Genomic DNA, 18,533 nt, shown 5'->3' with positions numbered 1-18,533 from the left:
CGTGGCATGTCACACCTCGCTGCCGGTGGAGGAAAGTTGATCGACATCCGGTTCGGCCCGCAGGTCTGCGGGGAGCTGTCCGCCGCCGCCGGGCGGGAATGGCTGGTCACGGACGGCCGCGGCGGCTACGCCATGGGCACCGTGGCCGGGCTGCGCACCCGCCGGTACCACGGGTTGCTCGTGGTGCCCGGCGAGACGCCGGCGTCCCGCAAGGTGGGACTCGTGAGCCTCGACCCGGCGGTCACCCTCCCGTCCGGCCGGCAGGTCCGCCTCGGCGCGCACGAGTGGTCCTCCGGGGTGGTCGACCCGCGCGGCTTCGAACTGCTGGAACGCTTCGACCTGACCGACGGGGTGCCGCGCTGGCGGTGGCGGATCGGCGACGTGGTGATCGAGCGGGAGATCGCCATGGCGTACGGCCGGTCCTGCGTCGCCGTGGTCCACCGGCTGGTCTCCGGCGGCCCGGTCCGGCTGGACCTGGCCGCGGCCTGCACCTGGCGGGACGCCCACGGCGAACGGCGGGCCGACGGGCCCGCGCCGCGGCTGGAGCCGGTGGCCGGCGGCGCGATCGTCGACGGCGCGTTCCGGCTCGCCGGGCCGGACTGGACCCCGGAGGGTCAGTGGTGGCTCGGCGTCCGCCACCGGATCGAGGCCGCACGCGGCCTGAACCCGGACGAGGATCTCTGGCACGCGGGCCGGTTCTCCGGCGCGCTGGACACCCCCGGCGCGACGATGACGGTGCTGGCCTGGGCGGACGACCTGGCCGAGGAGCCGCCGCCGGCGACCGCCGTCGTCGAGGCGGCCCGGCGGCGCAGTCGGGCCGTGGTGGCCACGGCCCGACCCGACGACGCGGTCGAGGCGACGCTGGCGCTGGCCGCGGACGCGTTCGTGGTCCGCACCGCGACCGGCCCGGACGTGGTGGCCGGCTACCCCTGGTTCGGCGCCTGGTCGCGGGACACCATGATCTCCTACGAGGGGTTGTTCCTCTGCACCAACCGGGCCGACGAGGGCCGGGAGCTGCTGCGGGCGTACGCGGGCACGCTCTCCGAGGGCATGCTGGCGAACACCGCCGACACCGGCCGGGTCGAGCACAACACCGTCGACGCCACGCTCTGGTTCCTGCACGCGGTGAGCCGGCACGTCACGGTCACCGGCGACACCGACCTCGGCGACGAACTGCTGCCCGCCCTGCACGGCGTGGTCGAGGCGCACGTGACCGGCACCCGGTACGGCATCGGCGTCGACCCCGCCGACGGGCTGCTCACCCAGGGCGGCCCCCCGGACGTGGCGCTGACCTGGATGGACGCCCGGGTGTACGGGGTGCCGGTGACCCCGCGCACCGGGAAGCCGGTCGAGGTCAACGCGTTGTGGATCAACGGGCTGGCCGGGCTCGCCGAGCTGACCGAGCTGACCGGCCGCGACGCCACCGGCCTGTGGGACCTGCACGGCCGGGCCACGACCGCGTTCCGCGACCGGTTCCCGTCGCCGGCCGGCTGGCTGCACGACGTGGTGGACGCCCCGGCGCCCGCGTACCCGCTCGGCGGCGCCCCACGCCACGACGACGACCTGCTGCGCCCCAACCAGCTGCTCGCCTGGTCGCTGCCGCACGCCCCGCTGGAGGCGGACGAGGCCACGCTCGGCCGGCTCACCGAGGCGCTGTTCACCCCGCTCGGCCCGCGCAGCCTCGCCCCCGGCTCCCCCGGGTTCACCGGCCGGCACCGGGGCGGCCCGGCCGAACGGGACTCCGCCTACCACCAGGGCACGGTCTGGCCCTGGCTGACCGGGCCGCTGCTCGACGCGTACCGGAAGGCGGGCCTGCCCACCGCGGACCTGCTGGTGGGTCTGGAGGGCCACCTCGTCGAGGACGGGTTGGGTTCGGTCAGCGAGACCGCCGAGGGCGCGGCCCCGCACACCGCCACCGGCTGCCCGTTCCAGGCCTGGTCGGTGGCCGAGCTGCTGCGCGCGCGGCGAGCGCGCCGGTAACGCGTTACAGACCGGCAACCCGCGCGTCGCCGCCGGTTATCGACCCCTGGGCAGGATGGGTGGCGACCCCACCGGACACCCTCGGCGGTGCCGTCCCGGGGGCGATGACCACAACTCAGAGGGGGCCGCGTGTCAGCTGACGCCGAAGTGATCGACATCCAGTCCGCCCGGCGCCTGCGGGTGCTGCTGCTCTCCTGGGAATACCCGCCCGTGCTGGTCGGCGGCCTCGGCCGCCACGTGCACGCGCTCTCCGTCGCCCTGGCCGCCGCCGGGCACGAGGTCACCGTGGTCACCCGGCACGCCGAGGGCACACCCGTGGAGGAGTACGCCGACGGCGTCCGCGTGCTGCGGGCCGCCGAGGATCCGGTCCGGTTCCCGCTCGCCACCGACTCCCTGCTGGCCTGGACCATGGCGTTCAACCACACCCTCACCCGCGCCGCCCTGCGTGCCGCCTCCACCGGCGGGTACGACGTGATCCACGCCCACGACTGGCTTGTCGCGCACGCCGCCGTCACCCTGGCCGAGCACCTGGACGTGCCACTGGTCACCACCATCCACGCCACCGAGGCCGGCCGGCACCAGGGCTGGCTGCCCGGCGAGATGAACCGCACCATCCACGGCGTCGAGCACTGGCTGAGCAACGCCTCGGCCCGGGTGATCGCCTGCTCCGGCTACATGCGCGATCAGGTGTCCCGGTTGTTCGACGTGCCGGCCGGGCGGGTCGACGTGGTGGCCAACGGCGTCGACGACCGGGCCTGGCGGGCCCGCCCGCACGCGGTCGCCTCCGCCCGCGCCCGTTTCGCCGGCCGCGGCCCGCTGGTCGGGTACGCCGGCCGGCTGGTCTACGAGAAGGGCGTGCAGCACCTGGTGGACGCCGTGCCGCACCTGGCCGACCGGCACCCGGGGCTGCGGGTGGTGATCGCCGGGGACGGCCCGTACAAGGATGAGCTGGTCGACCGGGCGCACCGGCTGCGCCTGGGCGACACGGTCCGGTTCGCCGGCTTCATGGACGCCACCCAGCTTCCCGCGGTGCTCGCCGCCACCGACGCCACCGTGATCCCCAGCCTCTACGAGCCGTTCGGCATGATCGCCCTGGAGGCGGCCGCCGCCGGCGCGCCGCTCGCGGTGGCGCGCACCGGCGGGCTGGCCGAGATCGTGGAGCCCGAGGTGACCGGCGTGACGTTCCCGCACGGCGACCCGGACGCGCTGGCCGGCGCCGTCGACCGGCTGCTCGGCGACGAGGTCTTCGCCCGCCGGGTGGCACGCAAGGCCCGCGCCATGGTGACCCGGCGCTACGCCTGGTCGGCCATCGCGGCCCGCACCGCCGTCAGCTACGCCGCCGCCCGCCGGGAACACCACTCGTTCCAGGCCCGCCGGGCCGCCGCCCTGCTGGCCGGCAGCCGGCAGGCCATCGCCATTCCGGACGGAAACCTGCTGGCCGGGGCGGCGAGCTGAGGCCCGCCGCCCAGAGGGGATAGGTGCCACCCGATCCGTTGGCCTATTGTGGACCAGACCAGCGGTGAGGAGTGCGGTGCGGGAAGTGGTGATCGCCGGACGGTACCGCCTGATCGATCTGGTCGGCCGCGGCGGGATGGGCCAGGTCTGGCGAGCCCGGGACGAGGAGCTTCAGCGCGAGGTCGCGGTGAAGCAGGTGCTGCCGCCGAACTGGCTCGCCGAGAGCGACCGCGACGAGCTGCGCGCCCGCACGCTGCGCGAGGCGCGGACGGCCGCCCGGCTCAACCACCCCAACGTGGTCCGGGTCTACGACGTGGTCCGGGTGAACGGCGACCCGTGGCTGATCATGGAGTACGTCCCGTCCCGCTCGTTGCAGGAGCTCATCGAGACCGACGGCCGGCTGCCGCCCCGGCGGGCCGCCGAGATCGGGGTGGCGGTGCACGCCGCGCTGCGCGCCGCCCACCGGGCCGGGGTGCTGCACCGGGACGTGAAACCCGCCAACGTGCTGCTGGCCCTGGACGGGCGGGTGCTGCTCACCGACTTCGGGCTGGCCGTGTTCGAGGGCGGCGACGGCGCCATGACCCGTCCGGGCCTGGTCCTCGGCTCCCCGCAGTACGTCGCCCCGGAGCGCGCCGCCGAGAGTGTGTCGAGTGTCGAGGCGGACCTGTGGTCGCTGGGCGCCACCCTGCACGCCGCCGTGGAGGGCCGTTCACCGTACGCCCGCAGCACCGCGATGGCCACGCTGGCGGCGCTGGCCAGCCAGCCACCGGACCCGGCGCCGCACGCCGGCCCGCTGATGCCGGTGCTGGTCGGGCTGCTGCGCCGTAACCCGCGCCACCGGCTCGGCCACGACGACATCGCCCGGCTGCTCGCCACCGCCGCCGAGCCGCCCGCCGAGGCGCCGGACCGGCCGGCCACCACCGCCGAGCCGGGCCGGTCCGACCCGGGGGCTCGGTCCGGGCCCCGCACGGCCGGGCCCGGGTCGGGCGTCCCGCCCTTGAGTGGCTCCCGCATCGGCATCCCACCGGTTCCCCGGTCCGGGCCGGCTGTCCCGCCCCTGAGCGGCTCCAGCATCGCCGTCCCGCCGGTGCCGCGGTCCGGGTCCACCGTCGCGCCCGCGGACGGCACCGGGCGCGCCGGTCCACCCGGGGGCGCGGTCGGACGCGCTGTACCGCCGGGAGGCGCGGCCGGACGCCCTGGTCCGGCGGGGGGTGGGACCGAACACGCCGGTCCGGGGGTGGAGGCGGCCGGACGCCCCGGTCCGGCGGTGGACCCGGCCGGTCCGAGGGCGGGCAGCCCTGGTCGGGCCGGTCCGGCGGCGGGCAGCCCCGGTCGGGCCGGTCCGGCCGTCGGCGGAGCGGGCGGGCAGCCGGGGCATCCGAGCACCGGTGGGTCGGGGCGTCCCGAGCCGGACGGCTGGGCCGGCTGGGACCGCACGACCGGCTGGGGCGGCACCGACGACACCCACGGCACCGACGGCTGGGACCGTACGACCGGCTGGGAGGGCGAGGACGACGGGGACGCGGGCGCCCGACCGACCGTCGGCTATCCGAACCTGATGCCGCCGGCCGCCGCCGCCCGGGCCTGGAGCCGGGCGGCCCGGCGCAGCGAGTGGGCGCGGCCGGCCGAGGGCGATCCGGCCCCGTCCGACGCGGCGGAGGATCGCCGCTCCGACGAGCCGGACCGGCCGGAGATCGGCGAGACGGCCCGGGACGCTCCCGACCGGCCGGTCGGCGCGTTGGGCCCCACGGTCCTGACCAGCTTCGTGGACCCGGGCAACCCCGCCGGCCCGGAGGGGCCGGCGGGGCGGGCCGACGCCGTCAGCCCGGTACACACCCCCTCGCCGGGCGGCATCCCCCCGTCGCCCCCGCCCCCGGTCGCCACCGGCGGCCCGGTCGACAGCGGTCCCCCGCGCGGCGGGACGGGCAGCGGCGCGCTCCGCGACGACCCGGCACGAGGCGGGGCGGCGCGGGGCGCAGCCGGGCCGAGCGGCGCCGCCCACGGCGGGCCGGTGCACGGCGTACGCGCTCCGCACGGCGGCCAGGGGCAGGGCGTGCGCGCCCCCCACGACCAGGCCGGCCACGAGGGAACCGACGACGGCGACGCGGGCGACCCGCCCGCCGACGGCGATCGCGGCCGAGGGACGACCCGACGCTGGGGCTTCGCCGCGGGCGCCGTGGTGCTGGCCGTGATGGTCGGCGTCGGCACCGCGCTCGCCGTCGCCGACGACCACCCGTCGGACGGTGACCGGCACGGCGAGCCCGTCGGTCAACCCTGGGAGCGGCCGCCCGGGCCACCCGGCGGCGGCCAGGCCGGGGTGCCACCCCCGCCGTTTCCCTGCATCCGGCCCGACGTGGCGGGCACACCGGTCCAGAAGGGCCCGCCACCGGCCGACCCGGCGGTGACCGTGCCCGCCGGTTGGGTCTGGCCCGCCGACACCGGCGGGTTCCACATCGCCCTGCCGGCCGGTTGGCTCCAACTCCGGTCGGGCGACACCACCTGCTTCCAGGACCCGACCACCCGGCGCATCCTGGGCGTCGAGCCCTACCCGGGTGGGGATCCGGTCGGCCGGCTGCGCTCGGCCGAGCGGGACCTCACCTCCGCCGGCCGGCTCCCGAAGTACGAGAAGGTCCGGCTCGCCGCCGACGGCGATGGCGCGGAGTGGGAGTGCCGCTGGACCGCACCGTACGGCGAACGCATGCACGCGCTGCGGGTGCTGCCCGGTGAGGGGGCCGGGTGGACGCTGGGCCTGACCACCTCGGACGCCGACTGGGCCGCCGCCGACGAGCAGTTCGCGCTGATCCGTGACAGCGTCCGGCCGATCCGGCCGACCCGCACGGCGGGCTGACCGGTCCGCGTCCCATCGCCGACAGTCGGCACCACCGCGCCCACCTGTGCCGACATACTTCGTGATGCCCCGCCGTCGCACCGACTGACTACAGTGGCGTAGTTTCTGTCGATCAAGATCTCTGGGGAGGGCGAGCCGAGATGATGGGACCGTCGCACGCGCTGTCCGGCGCGGCGGTGTGGCTGACCGGCTCCTGGGCGCTGGACCAGTTCGCCGACTATCACCAGACGCCGCTGGCGCTGGCCGTGGGCACCGCGGTCTGCGCGGGCGGGGCGCTCTTTCCCGACCTCGACCTCTCCGGCAAGGTCACCCGCAACCAGGGCGGCGCCACCGTGGCCCGGACGTTCGGCGTGTTCAGCCTCTTCGTCGCCGAGGTGATGGAGAAGATCTCGCTCGGCGTCTACTACGCGACGAAGCTGAGCAAGGATCCGCGCCGCAACAACGGGCACCGCACGCTGACCCACACCCTGCCGTTCACCGTCCTGGTCGGGTGGGGCACCACCGCGCTCTGCGCCCACTACGGCAAGTGGGCGGTGGTCAGCATCCTGTTCTTCATGATCGGTCTGGCGCTGCGCGGCCTCTTCGACGAGTGGGCCGAGCGAGCCGGCTGGGTGGTGGTCACGCTGGTGTCGGCCGCCGCGGCCTGGTTCACCTTCGCCACCCTTCCCGGCGACCGGGGCTATCCGATGATCGGCCTCGCCGTCGGCGTGGGCTGCTTCGTGCACATCCTCGGCGACATGATCACCCGGGCCGGCGTGCCGATCCTCTGGCCGATCCCGATCAGACGGCGGATGTGGACGATGATCGGGTTGCCGAACAGCATCGCGCTGCGCACCGGAAGCAAGGCCGAGACGGTCGTGCTGCGGGCGGCGCTGACCGTGCTGGCGGTGCTCGCCACGCTGGGCCTGGTCGCGCCCTCGGTGCTGCAACGCTTCGACATCCAGGTGTGACGCGGCTGGGACCTGATCGACTCCGCTTCCCCGAAGTGGCGGCATCCCGGCCCACCCGACCCCACCACTTCGGCGAGATGGAGTCGATCAAGCATGCGTTCTCGCGTCCTGGGATCAGCTTCCCGCTTCCCGGGACGACTGGAGATCTTGGCACGAGAGTGCCCTCCAGGGGCCGCTCCGTACCAAGATTCAAACGTACGGGTCGCCATCACGTTGTCGGCGCTCCGGCCGAAGTCCTCGGACCGGACTCGGATCCGGGTGACGTCCGGCGGTGCACGGGACCGCTACCGGGGCGTCAGGACGCAGAACTCGTTGCCGTCGGGGTCGGCCAGCACCACGTCGTCGGCGGTGTGCCGGCCGGTGCCGACCCGGGTCGCCCCGAGCGAGAGCAGCCGGTCGACCTCCGCCTCCCGGTCGCCGCCGGCCGGGGGCGCCAGGTCCAGGTGGATGCGGTCGCGGCCGCGCCTCGGCATCAACGGCGGACCACTCCAGGTGATCTTCGCGCCGCCGCGGGGCGACTGGATCGCGGTTTCCTCGTCCCGGTCCCAGACCAGCGGCCAGCCCAGCGCCTCGTGCCAGAAGTAGCCGACCGCCTGCGTGCCGTCGCAGTTCACCGCGCCGACGAACCCGCAGCCGGCGAGGAAGTTGTTGCCCGCCTCGACGACGCAGAACTCGTTGCCCTCGCGGTCGGCGAGCACCACGTGCCCCTCGTCGCCCCGCTGCCCGACGTCGGCGTGCCGACCGCCCAGCTCGATCGCCCGGGCCACCGTCTCCCGCTGGCCCTGCGGTAACGCGCTGGTCAGGTCGAGGTGAATGCGGTTCTGCCCGTTCTTCGGCGCCTCGGTCGGCAGGAACCGGATGCGGAAGCCGGCGTCGCCGTCGGGCCGGAGCGCGATCCCCTCGTGCGGGTCGTCGGCCACCTCCCGGCCGAGCAGCTCGGCCCAGAAGCGGGCGAGCCGCAGCGGCTCCCCCGCGTCGAGACTGATCGCGAAGAGGTTGATCGACATCGCGGCGTTCATCTCCGATCCGCTGCCCGGCCCGGTCCGGCTGGTGGCCGAGCGTAGGCCGGAGCGATCGTCGCCGCAGCCGATTATCCGCCCCGACGACGTCGTGGCGTCCGCGTCCGACGCCCGGAGCGGCGGAGCGCCTCAGGCGCCGACGCGTTGCTCGGGAACGGACAGGCCGTAGAGCGCCATCAGCTCCGGGCTGTCGATCCGGCTGCCGTCGGCCACCGCGTCGCAGGCGATGTCGACGATCTGGTCCTTGTGCGCCAGCAGGTACGGCCGGGCGCCGACGTCGGCGCTGGCCAGGGTGGCGATGCCGGGCCAGTGCCGACGGCCGAAGAGCATCGGGTAGTTGCGCAAGCCGTCGTAGGTGGCGCAGACCAGCGCGTCCGGATACGGCAGGGCGGCCACCCGGCGGACCGCCGCCGCGGTGAGCCCGGGCATGTCCACCGGCACCACGACGACCGCCTCGATGTCGTCGTCGGTCAGCGCGGCGAGCCCGGCCCGGATCGAGGAACCCACGCCGGTCCCCCAGGCCCGGTTGACCACGACCTTGGCGCCGGTCAGGTCGGTGGTCCGCCGCACCTGTTCGGCCGCGGCGCCGAGCACGACCACGACCTGCGCGCAGCCGGCGTCGGCCATCGTGTCGACCATCCGGCTGACCAGCGGCTTCTCGCCCTGGTGCAGCAGCGCCTCCGGTCCGCCGATGCGGCGGCCGCCACCAGCGGCGATGATCATTGCAGCGATCCGGTTCAGCGGTGCCCCCTCGACCAGGGGGACGGACCGGGCACAGCAGCGCCCGGTCCGTCCCGTCGTACGCACACCGGGCCCAACGAGCGCGCTCGGGAGCGGGTAGCGGGGCAAAACGGAAAATTGTGTGACTATGCCGCATCGGCGTAGCAGCCCACGGTGGACAGGTCGAGCGGGAAGCGGACCGGCGTGTCGCCGAACAGCAGCCGGGTGGCCCGTACGCCGGCGGCGGTGACCGCGTCGGCGACCACGGCCGCCGCCTCGGCCGGACAGTGCACCACCACCTCGTCGTGCTGAAAGAAGACCAGCTCACCCGCGGTGCCGGCCAACGTCGTGCGAAGCGTGGCCAGCAGCGTCGAGGCCCACTCGGCGGCGGTGGCCTGGATGACGAAGTTGCGGGTGAAACGCCCCCGGGAGCGGGCCGCGCGCGCCGACGGGCTGTGCGGATCCACCTCGCCGTCCGGCGTCTCGTCGCCGTCGGCGAACCCCACCGCACCCGGTGGGCAGGTGCGACCCAGCCACGACCGGACCAGCCCACCGGCCTCGCCGGTGCGCGCCGCCGCCTCGACGTAGCCGAACGCGGTCGGGTAGTTCTTCCGCAGCACCGCCAGGGCCGGCACCGCCGCGCCGCCGGTCTGCCCATACATCGCGCCGAGCAGCGCCACCTTCGCGCGGGCCCGGTCACCGGCGAAGGCGTCGCGGGCCAGCGCCGCGTAGAGGTCGCCGGCGCCACCCGCGGCGGCCAGCCGCTCGTCGCCGGAGACCGCGGCGAGCACCCGTGGTTCGAGCTGGCCCGCGTCGGCCACCACGAACGTCCAGCCCGGGTCGGCCACCACCGCCCGCCGGATCACCTTCGGGATCTGCAACGCGCCGCCGCCCCGCGTCGCCCACCGGCCGGAGACCACGCCGCCGGGCACGTACTCCGGGTGGAACCGGCCGCCGGACACCCAGGCGTCCCGCCAGGCCCACCCGTGCGCCGTCCAGATCCGGTACAGCTCCTTGTATTCCAGGACCAGCGGCACCGCCGGATGCTCCACCCCGCGCAGCACCCAGGCCCGGGTGTTCGGCAGCTCCACCCCCGCCCGGGCGAACGCCCGCAACAGCTCCGCCGGCGAGTCGGCGTGCAACCGGCGTACGCCGAACGCGGCGGCGATCCGCGCCTGGAGATCGGCCAGCCGGCGGGGTGGCCCGCCGACCGGGGACGCCTCGCCGAGCATCTCGGCCAGGATCGCGTCGTGCACGTCGACCCGCCAGGGCAGGCCGGCCGCGCCCATCTCGGCGGCGATCAGCGCGCCGGCCGACTCGGCGGCCACCAGCAGCCGGAACCGGCCCGGGTGTGCCGTCGCGGCGATCCGGGCGAGCTGGTCGGCGTACACCCGGGTCAACGCCGTGATGCCCGGGCCGGGCGGCCCGGACGGCGGGTCGAACAGCGCGCCCTGGCCGTGGCCCGGCGGCTCGGGCGGGCGGGGCGCCGGGTCCGGCGGCACCGGCGCGCCGGTCAGCCGGGCCCAGGCGGCGGGCAGCGCGCGCGGCTCACCCCAGCGGCCGGCGTGCCCGAGCAGCAACGCCTCGGTCAGCTCGACGTCGTGGCAGCGGTCGAGCCGGACACCGGCGCGCACCAGCGCCGGGTAGACACCCGCCCCGGCGGCCCACACCCAGCGGGGCCGGTCGGCGGCCTCCCGCGCGCCGACGGCGGCGGCCAGGTCGGGCACCTCCTCGACCGCCCCCGTCGGCTGGCCGTCGGCGTGCAGCGGTCGCAGCACGCCGCCGCCCCGCTCGTCCGCCACCACCGCCACCAGCACGGACGTGATTCTGCCTCGCCCCACCGACACGCTGCGCGGGTAAGGAGGGGCCCCTTCTCACCACAGCGTGTCGAAAGGGGCCCCCTCCTTACACCGGAAGCGCCTACTTGCCTACGCCGGCGGTCAGGCCGGACTGGACCTGGCGTTGGAAGACGATGTACACGATCAGCACCGGGAGCATCGCCATCGTCACGCCGGCGAAGAGGCCGGACCAGTCGGACTTGTAGCCCTGGTTGACCGACAGCTCGATCAGCCCTTGCGCGATGACCTGGTGCTTCGGCTCACCGGCGACCGACTGCATGAGCAGGGTCGGCAGGTACCACTGGTTCCACTGGCCGAGCACGTTGAAGATGCCGATGCTGATCAGGCCCGGCTTGGCCATCGGCAGCATCACGCTGAAGAACGTGCGGGAGTGCGAGGCCCCGTCGACCTGCGCCGCCTCGGCGATCGAGTCGGGCAGCGTCCGGAAGAACGAGTGCATGAAGAAGATCGTGAACGACAGCGACCAGGCCACGTAGACCAGGATCAGCATCAGGTGCTTGTTCGGGCCGAGCAGCGGGAAGCTGACCCCGGTGTTGTAGACGCCCTTGAACAGCGGCACCGCCGCCAGGTAGATCGGCAGGGTCAGCCCGGACAGGAACATGTAGTAGATCAGCCGGTTGCCGCGGAACTCGAACCGCGCCAGCGCGTACGCGGCCATCGAGCCGAGCAGCATGGTCAGCGTGACGCTGCCGACCAGGACCAGCACGGTGTTCAGGAAGAACGCGCCGAGGTGCCCCTCGGTCCAGGCCCGGCCGAAGTTCTCCCAGTGCAGCTTGTCCGGGATCAGCGAGAGCGGCTCCCGGATGACCTCGGAGTCGTCCTTGAACGACGACATCACCACCCACAGCAGCGGGTAGATCACCATCAGGGTCCACACCACGAGGAAGGTGTGGGAGAAGCCGTTGAAGATCCGGGAGCCGACACCGCCGCGGTGCCGCTCCCCCCGGCGTACGGGGGCGGGGCCGGATCCGGTGATGGCCTTGTCGGCCCGGTCGAGACCGTGCGTCGCCGTGCTCATCGCCGCGCCTCCTTCAGTACTCGATACGGTCACGACGGGTGATCCTCAGCTGCAGGGCGGCGAGCAGGATCGTGAAGATGGCCAGCGAGACGCCCATGGCGCAGGCGTAGCCGAACTGGCCCTTCTGGAACGCGGTGAAGTTGAGCACCGACGCGAAGATCTCGCTGGCGTGGTTCGGCCCGCCCTGACTCGGCGTCATGACGAAGACCAGCGCGTACATGTCCAGCGCGATGAAGCCGAGGTAGACCCAGGCGACCGAGATGGTGTCACGCAGCAGCGGCAGGGTCACCTTGAAGAAGGTGTGGAACCGGCCCGCGCCGTCGAGGATGGCGGCCTCGTAGATGTCCTTCGGGATCGACTGCATGGCGGCGGAGAAGAGCACCATGTAGAAGCCGGCGCCGCTCCACACCGCGATCAGCAGCAGCCACCAGAGCACCGCCGGGACGCCGAGGAACGGCTCCGGGTCGGCGGTGAACGCGATCGGGTTGTCCGCGTCCACCAACCCGATCTTGATCAGCAGACCGTTGATCAGCCCCTGCTCGTCGCTGCGGTAGATCTGCTGCCACATGACCGCGACCACGACCAGCGACAGCACCTGCGGGAAGAAGAAGATGACCTTGTAGAGGCCGGACCCGAACACCCCGCGGATGCCGGCCCTGTCCTCGCGCCCGCCCACGTTGAGCAGGAACGCGAGGAGCAGGGCCAGCCCGATGGTGAACAGCGGCACGGTGACCAGGAAGAAAACGTTGTGCCAGAACGCCTTCCGGATCAGTTCGTCGGAGAACAGCCGGACGTAGTTGTCCAGCCCGACGAAGCGCTGGGAGTCCGAGTACCCACCCCAGTCGGTCAACGAGTACCCGGCCGCCTGCGCGAACGGCCACACCACGTAGAACAGGTACAGCGCGACGGGCAGGGCCAGGAAGCCCGTGACGAAACGCGCGACTCCGTGCCGCATGCGACTCACTTCCTCGACGAGATCAGGCGGTGCGGGTCTGCTTCTTGATCGACGAGTCCTTGGCGACCTTGTCGGCGGCCGCCTGCATCTTGTCGACGAACTGCTGGGCGGTGAGCCGGCCGGCGAAGAGCTCCTCGGAGAGGTTCTGGCTCTCCTTGTCCAGGTCGGCGTAGAAGTCCGGGAACTTGACCGAGATCAGGTCGCTGGTGGCGTTCTTCATCAGCGTGTTGGCCGAGGCCAGCGCCGTGTCCTGCACCTTGTCGCCGGAGCCCTTGGTCGAGGCCAGCGACTTGGTCAGCTCGGCGAACTTCGCCGAACCCTCCTTGGACAGGATGGCCCGCAGGAACTCCTTGGCGGCCTCCTTGTTCGGGGCCTTGCTGGGCACCACGAAGCCCTCGCCGGAGCCGGCGAAGACGTCCTTGGCCGCCTTGTCGCCGCTGTTGCTCCAGTAGTCCGAGAGGGTCAGCTCGAAGCCCGGCGGGATGGTCGCCGCCATCTCGTTCTTCAGCCACGTGCCGACCTGGATGAACGCGGCCTTGCCGTCCAGCCACGCCTGCTGCGACTGGGTGTGGTTGAGCTTGCCCGGCAGCAGCAGCTTGTCCTTGACCAGCTTCTCCCACGGCTGCAGCGCGGCGACGATGCCGTCGGCCTTCCAGGCGCCGTCCTTGAGGTTGTCGATGTCGATGACGGCCTGCTTGCCGAGGGCCTTCCAGATGCTGGCGAACAGCCCCCAGCGGGGGTAGTAGCCGTGGATGGCGTCGTGCACGTACGGCGCCATGCCCTTGGCCTTGATCTTCGGCGCCAGGGCGAAGAACTCGTCCCAGGTGGTCGGCGCCGTCCAGCCCTCCTTCTTGAAGAGGGCGGCGTTGTACCAGTTGCCCCAGACCGTGTAGGCCACGTTCACCACGTAGAACTTGCCGTTCTGGGTGCCGTCGCCGACGGTGCCCGGCAGCAGCGAGTCGGCGACCGTCCCCTCACCGTCCCACGCGGGCGCGGTGAGCAGGTCGTCGAGCGGCTCGATGGCGCCCTCGTTGATCAGCGTGCTGCGGTCCATCATGTCGGCGCCCGAGTTCATCACCAGGTCGCTCGGCTGCGTCGCCATCTTGGGCTGCTCTTCGGTCTTGATCTTCTGGGTGGAAGACATGTTGACCGTGACCTTGGGGTGCTTGGCGTTGAAGACGACCGTGTCCTCCTTGGCCCACTGGTCGCCCAGCCCACCGTTGAAGACGACCACCTTGACGGCGCTGCCGTCCTTGACGCCGAACGGGTTGTCCTTGCTCTTGGCCGCGCCGCCGCTGTCGGACTTGCTCGGCTCGCTGCCGGCGCAGGCGCTGAGCAGGCCGGCCGCCGGGACGGCCAGCAGGCCGGCCGCGCCGGCGCGCTGCAGCAGGGTCCGACGGCTGAGGTCGGACTTCTCGGGAGTAACCGACATCTTGTCTCTCCTTGTGGTGTCGGGTCAGGCGGTCCGCCGGAGACGCCCGGCGTACCGCGACTCGAGGGCGAGGTTGTGCTCGTCCCCACCGGGGACGTTGGCGGAGAGGTAGATAGGGGGTACCTCTCCGGCCTGGTGGAACCGTCGTACGACCTCGGCGGTCAGCAGCTGCGCCAGCAGCGCCGCGGTGACCGACGAGACCGCACAGACCGCGCCGCCGCCCTCGAGCGGCAGCAGTGCGTCGCCGTACGGCGCGCCGTTGTCCAGCACGACGTCGGCGAGGTCGGCGAGCCGGTGCCCGGAGGGATGCCGAGGGGCGACCCGGGCGGTGTGCTCGACCGAGGTGACCGCGATCAACGGATGGCCACCGCGCTTGACCAGCGTCGCCAGCTCGACCACCGAGCCGTTGATGCCGGACTGCGAGGCGACCACGAACACGTCCTCCGGTTGCGGCGCCGCCAGGGCGAAGAGCCGGTGCGCCACCGCCGGGTCGCGTTCCAGCTTGGGGTCGGCGAGCACGTCGCGGGGCGCGTCGCCGTGCAGCACGAGGTCGTGCAGGGAGAGCCGGTTGGTGGGGACCAGGCCGCCGGCCCGGGCCACCAGCTCGGCGGCGAACGCCTCGGAGTGACCGGCGCCGAACGCCTGGAGGACGCCGCCGGCGCGCAGTCCGCCGGCGATCAGGTCCGCCGCCCGGTCCACCGCCACCGCCTGGCTGTCCACCAGCCGGTCGAGCACCGGGCGGACGGCGTCCGCGTACCGCTGGGCACTGATCATGAGAGGGACCCCTTCGCGGCCTTGTGCCCGTCGACGGCCTGGGCGGTACGCCGGAAGGCCGCGTGGGCGCGGTCGTGGGTGCGCTGCGCCACCGCGATGTAGAGCAGGTCGAGCACGACGAGCTGCGGGTGCCGGGCGGAGAGCGCGTCCGGCCGGAAGGTCGTCGCCTGACTGGCGGTGACCAGGACGATGTCGGCGAGTTCGGCCAGCGGCGAGCGGGGGAAGCCGGTCAGCGCCACGGTGGTGGCCCCGTGGCTGCCGGCCTCGGCGAGCAGCTCGATGGTCTCCCGGGTCTGCCCGGTGTGCGAGATGCCGAGCGCGACGTCCCCGACGCCCAGCAGCGCGGCGCTGGCCAGCCCCTCGTGCACGTCGCTCCAGGCCCAGGCCGCCACCCCGATGCGGTGCAGGCTGAACTGCATCTCCTCGCCGACCAGGGCGCTGCCGCTGGCGCCGAAGATGTTCACCCGGCTGGCCCCGGCGATGGCGACCGCCGCCCGTTCCACCTCGCCCAGGTCGAGCAGCGCGGCGGTGTCGTGCATGGCCCGGGTGTCGGCGGCCATGATCTGGTCGAGCACCCGGGACAGCGGGTCGCCGGGCTGGATCTCCCGGCCGATGTCGACGGTCCAGCCCGCGGAGCGGGCCCGGCCGGTCTCGGCGGCGATGCCGAGTCGCAGGTCGGCGTAGCCCTCGAAGCCCATCGCCCGGCAGAACCGGGTGATGGTCGCCGGTGAGGTGCCGCTCCGCTCGGCCAGCTCGACGATGGTCGCCCGGGCCGCCGCCTCCGGGTCGCTGAGCACGTGCTCGGCGACCCGGCGCAGCGCTCCGGTCAGCTCACCCGCGCCGGCCCGGACCCTGGCCAGCACCCCGTCGACGCCCCGCCGGTCGGCCGGAGCGGCATCGACCACCGCGGTCGCCGCGGAGGTCTCGACGTCGTGCTCGGCCATCGGCTGAAGCCTTTCGGAAAAGAGTGTTAACTGTTAGTGGTAAAAGTTCTTACTGAAGGGCCCTCCGTGTCAAGGCTGTGGGCGAAGTTTTCAAACTGTTACCTGCCGCACTGCCGCGATCTTGCGCCGGGAGGGCCCGGCCGACCAGCATGAGGACCATGTCGGACACCGTCGTGGTCGGCCTCGACGTCGGAGGTACGTCCACCCGCGCCGCCGCCCTGGGCCTCGACGGGGCGCGCCTGGGCACCGGCCGGGCCGGCGGCGGCAATCCGACCAGCCACGGCGCCGAGCGGGCCGCCGCCGAACTGCTCGCCGCCCTGCGCGCGGCGCTCGCCGGGGTCGACCCGACCCGGGTACGCGCCGGCGTGATCGGCCTCGCCGGCGCCGGCCGCCTCCTGGCCGATCCGCAGGGGCGCGCCGCGTTCGACCGGGCCTGGGCCGAGGCGGGGCTCCGTTGCCCGTACACGGTGCACGGCGACGCCCTGGTCGCCTACGCCTCCGGCACCGCCGCCCCGGACGGCACCGTGCTCATCGCCGGCACCGGCGCGATCGCCGCCCAGGTACGCGGCCTGCGCCTGGACCGTACCGCCGACGGCCACGGCTGGCTGCTCGGCGACGCCGGCTCCGGGTTCTGGCTCGGCCGGGAGGCGGTCCGCCGGCTCCTGGCCGACCTGGACCGAGCCGACGCGCCGGGGGAACTGGGCCGCCGCGTGCTGGCCGAACTCACCGGTTCGCGCGAGGTGGCCGCCCGGCCCCGGGCGACCGTCGACGCCGTGGTGCAGGCGGTGACCCGCCGCCCGCCGGTGGAGTTGGCCCGATTCGCGCCGCTTGTCGTCACGGCGGCCCGCCAGGGTGAGCCGACCGGCGCCGCCCTGATCGCCGAGGCCGCCGCCTTGCTGGCCGAGAGCGTCTCCCGGATCCGGCCCGCCGGCGCGGCCGAACCCGTGGTGCTCGGCGGTGGCCTGCTCACCGGCGACACCCCGCTGGCCGCCGCCGTCCGCGCCGAACTGGCCCGCCGCTGGCCGACCGCGCCGCTGTACGGCGCCGGGGACGGCGCCGCCGCCGCGGCCTGGCTGGCCGCCCGCGACCTGCCCGAGGTGGCCGACCCGGCGGCGTTGCACGCCCGGCTCGTCCCGCCGCTGGCCTGACCCGCGCCCCGCGCCCCGCCGGACGACCTCGCACGCACTCCTCGCGTGCCTACAAACGTGATGATCTGGATGACTCACCGACGGTCGGCTGCCCCCGAATCGCCCGTGTCATCACGTTTCCAGCCACCAATTGGTATCTCCTCCGCCCGACATCACATCCGGTGCCACTGTGGTCGTCAGGGCAACGCGGCCAGCGTGCCCGCAAGTCGCGCCCGGACCTGGGTACGCCAGCCGCCGTCGAGCAGGGTGAAGGTACGTCGCTGGAGCGGATCGTCCGGGTCGAACCCGGCGTGCTCCAGGAACAGCCGGGTGCCCCGCCCCTCGGGCACCAGCGTCCAGGTGACCACGGTGTCCAGCGTGCCGCCACGCCAGGCCCATCGCATCCGTCGCGGCTCGTCCAGCTCCAGCACCTCGCAGTGGACCACCCCGTCGAACCGCTGGCCGGGGCGCGAGACGGTCCGGAACGTGAACCGATGCCCGCGCGTCGGCTGGAAGTCGTTCGGCATGAGCCAGTGGCCAAGCAGATCAGAATCGGTCAGCGCGCGCCACACCTTCGCCGGCGGGTGGGGCAGGAACTGGTCCACCGCGATGCGCGTCGGCTCACTCATCCGGCATCGCGTCCAACACGTCGCCCAGGCCGGCCAGCCGCTGTCGCCAGAACCGCTCGTACGGGGTGAGCCAGTCGGCCACCTCCCGCAGCGGCTCGGGACGCAGCGCGTAGAACCGCTGCCGCCCGACGGGCTGCTCGGTCACCAGCCCGGCGTCCTTGAGCACCCGCAGGTGCTCGGACAGGCTGGGCCGACGCATGTCGAAGCGGTCGGCGAGCCACTGCACCGGCTGCTCCCCCTCGTCGCGCAGCAGTCGCAGCAGTTCCCGCCGGGTCGGGTTGGCGAGGGCGGCGAAGACGTCCGGCTCAGACAGGGTCTCCTGAAGGGCGAGCCCTACCGGTCAAGCGGAACGAGGGCCGACCGACAAGAAGCCGGCCGGCCCTGGTTGCCCGCTCAGGCGTTCGGGCTGCCCGGCTGCCCCGGCTGCCAGCCCTGCGGAGCCGGCTGCCCGGCGTGCGGCGGGTACGCCGCCCCCTGGCCGGGGTGCCCCTGCGGCGCGGCGCCGTACGGTGCGGACTGACCCTGCGGCGCGGCGCCGTACGGCGCCGGCTGGCCCTGGGCGGGCGGGAAACCGGGGGTCGGCTGGCCGTGCCCGGACGGCGGGAACACGCCCTGCTGGGGCGCGCCGGCGAACTGGTGCGCCGCGGCCTGCTCGCGCGCCTCCTTGCGGGCCTTCACCGCGCGCACGATCAGCAGGATCGGCAGGATGAAGACGTAGAAGAAGATCCGGTAGTCGCCGCCGTCGAAGAGGAACAGCAGGTAGAAGCCGTGCCCGAAGAAGGCCAGCCCACCTTATTGGAGCGCGATCATCCGCACCGCCCCG

Annotated in this window: 16 protein-coding genes; 5 read left to right on the top strand and 11 right to left on the bottom strand. The window is 73.9% G+C overall.

What is annotated here, in order from left to right; all coding sequences use genetic code 11:
• Positions 1-36 precede the first annotated feature (36 nt).
• From ACGFI2_RS17985 to ACGFI2_RS17970, 4 genes are all read left to right on the top strand, one after another.
• Positions 37-1,980, top strand: a complete 1,944-nt coding sequence (locus ACGFI2_RS17985) for an amylo-alpha-1,6-glucosidase (protein ID WP_393517969.1) — start codon at positions 37-39, stop codon at positions 1,978-1,980.
• Positions 1,981-2,109: 129 nt separating this feature from the next.
• Entirely contained in the window at positions 2,110-3,435 is a 1,326-nt protein-coding gene (locus ACGFI2_RS17980) for a glycosyltransferase family 4 protein (protein WP_393517967.1), read from the top strand.
• Positions 3,436-3,511: 76 nt separating this feature from the next.
• Positions 3,512-6,283: a protein kinase gene (locus ACGFI2_RS17975; protein WP_393517965.1), complete on the top strand. Its 2,772-nt coding sequence runs from the start codon at positions 3,512-3,514 to the stop codon at positions 6,281-6,283.
• Positions 6,284-6,423: 140 nt separating this feature from the next.
• Complete coding sequence (locus ACGFI2_RS17970) at positions 6,424-7,233, top strand: metal-dependent hydrolase (protein ID WP_393517963.1); 810 nt, start codon at positions 6,424-6,426, stop codon at positions 7,231-7,233.
• Between the two features lie 284 nt (positions 7,234-7,517).
• Here ACGFI2_RS17970 and ACGFI2_RS17965 read toward each other — a convergent pair whose 3' ends face one another.
• From ACGFI2_RS17965 to ACGFI2_RS17930, 8 genes are all read right to left on the bottom strand, one after another.
• Positions 7,518-8,252, bottom strand: a complete 735-nt coding sequence (locus ACGFI2_RS17965) for a VOC family protein (RefSeq protein WP_393517960.1) — start codon at positions 8,250-8,252, stop codon at positions 7,518-7,520.
• Between the two features lie 129 nt (positions 8,253-8,381).
• Positions 8,382-8,975: an NTP transferase domain-containing protein gene (locus tag ACGFI2_RS17960; protein WP_393517958.1), complete on the bottom strand. Its 594-nt coding sequence runs from the start codon at positions 8,973-8,975 to the stop codon at positions 8,382-8,384.
• A 143-nt stretch (positions 8,976-9,118) separates the two neighbouring features.
• Positions 9,119-10,789, bottom strand: a complete 1,671-nt coding sequence (locus tag ACGFI2_RS17955; protein ID WP_393517956.1) for a bifunctional 3'-5' exonuclease/DNA polymerase — start codon at positions 10,787-10,789, stop codon at positions 9,119-9,121.
• 103 nt (positions 10,790-10,892) lie between these two features.
• Positions 10,893-11,849 (bottom strand): carbohydrate ABC transporter permease, encoded by a 957-nt coding sequence (locus tag ACGFI2_RS17950; protein WP_393517954.1) that lies wholly within the window; start codon positions 11,847-11,849, stop codon positions 10,893-10,895.
• Positions 11,850-11,862: 13 nt separating this feature from the next.
• The gene (locus ACGFI2_RS17945) at positions 11,863-12,804 is read right to left on the bottom strand and encodes a carbohydrate ABC transporter permease (RefSeq protein ID WP_393517952.1); all 942 of its coding nucleotides are present in this window, start codon (positions 12,802-12,804) and stop codon (positions 11,863-11,865) included.
• A 22-nt stretch (positions 12,805-12,826) separates the two neighbouring features.
• Positions 12,827-14,236: an N-acetylglucosamine/diacetylchitobiose ABC transporter substrate-binding protein gene (ngcE, locus tag ACGFI2_RS17940; RefSeq protein WP_393517950.1), complete on the bottom strand. Its 1,410-nt coding sequence runs from the start codon at positions 14,234-14,236 to the stop codon at positions 12,827-12,829.
• A gap of 24 nt (positions 14,237-14,260) precedes the next feature.
• Positions 14,261-15,010: an SIS domain-containing protein gene (locus ACGFI2_RS17935; protein WP_393517948.1), complete on the bottom strand. Its 750-nt coding sequence runs from the start codon at positions 15,008-15,010 to the stop codon at positions 14,261-14,263.
• Positions 15,007-15,954, bottom strand: coding sequence for a MurR/RpiR family transcriptional regulator (locus ACGFI2_RS17930; protein ID WP_393517946.1), 948 nt, complete (start codon positions 15,952-15,954; stop codon positions 15,007-15,009). Before ACGFI2_RS17930 ends, ACGFI2_RS17935 begins: the two co-directional genes overlap by 4 nt.
• A gap of 158 nt (positions 15,955-16,112) precedes the next feature.
• On the opposite strand from ACGFI2_RS17930, the gene ACGFI2_RS17925 reads away from it, so the two are divergent.
• On the top strand, positions 16,113-17,102 hold the full coding sequence (locus tag ACGFI2_RS17925; protein WP_393517944.1) for an N-acetylglucosamine kinase: 990 nt from the start codon (positions 16,113-16,115) through the stop codon (positions 17,100-17,102).
• A 176-nt stretch (positions 17,103-17,278) separates the two neighbouring features.
• Here the strand turns inward: ACGFI2_RS17925 and ACGFI2_RS17920 are convergent, their stop codons facing one another.
• The 3 genes from ACGFI2_RS17920 to ACGFI2_RS17910 all read right to left on the bottom strand — a co-directional run bounded on the left by ACGFI2_RS17920 (position 17,279) and on the right by ACGFI2_RS17910 (position 18,397).
• Positions 17,279-17,710 carry an SRPBCC domain-containing protein gene (locus ACGFI2_RS17920; RefSeq protein ID WP_393517942.1) on the bottom strand — a complete coding sequence of 144 codons (432 nt, stop codon included), beginning with the start codon at positions 17,708-17,710 and terminating at the stop codon, positions 17,279-17,281.
• A complete protein-coding gene (locus tag ACGFI2_RS17915; RefSeq protein ID WP_393518183.1) occupies positions 17,703-18,023 on the bottom strand; it encodes an ArsR/SmtB family transcription factor in 321 nt (106 codons plus the stop codon). Before ACGFI2_RS17915 ends, ACGFI2_RS17920 begins: the two co-directional genes overlap by 8 nt.
• Positions 18,024-18,103: 80 nt before the next feature.
• The gene (locus ACGFI2_RS17910) at positions 18,104-18,397 is read right to left on the bottom strand and encodes a hypothetical protein (RefSeq protein WP_393517940.1); all 294 of its coding nucleotides are present in this window, start codon (positions 18,395-18,397) and stop codon (positions 18,104-18,106) included.
• Between the last annotated feature and the right edge of the window lie 136 nt (positions 18,398-18,533).

Source organism: Micromonospora sp. NPDC049282, from assembly GCF_043197045.1.
Lineage (GTDB): Bacteria > Actinomycetota > Actinomycetes > Mycobacteriales > Micromonosporaceae > Micromonospora.
This window is presented reverse-complemented; position numbering and strand designations above follow the sequence as displayed.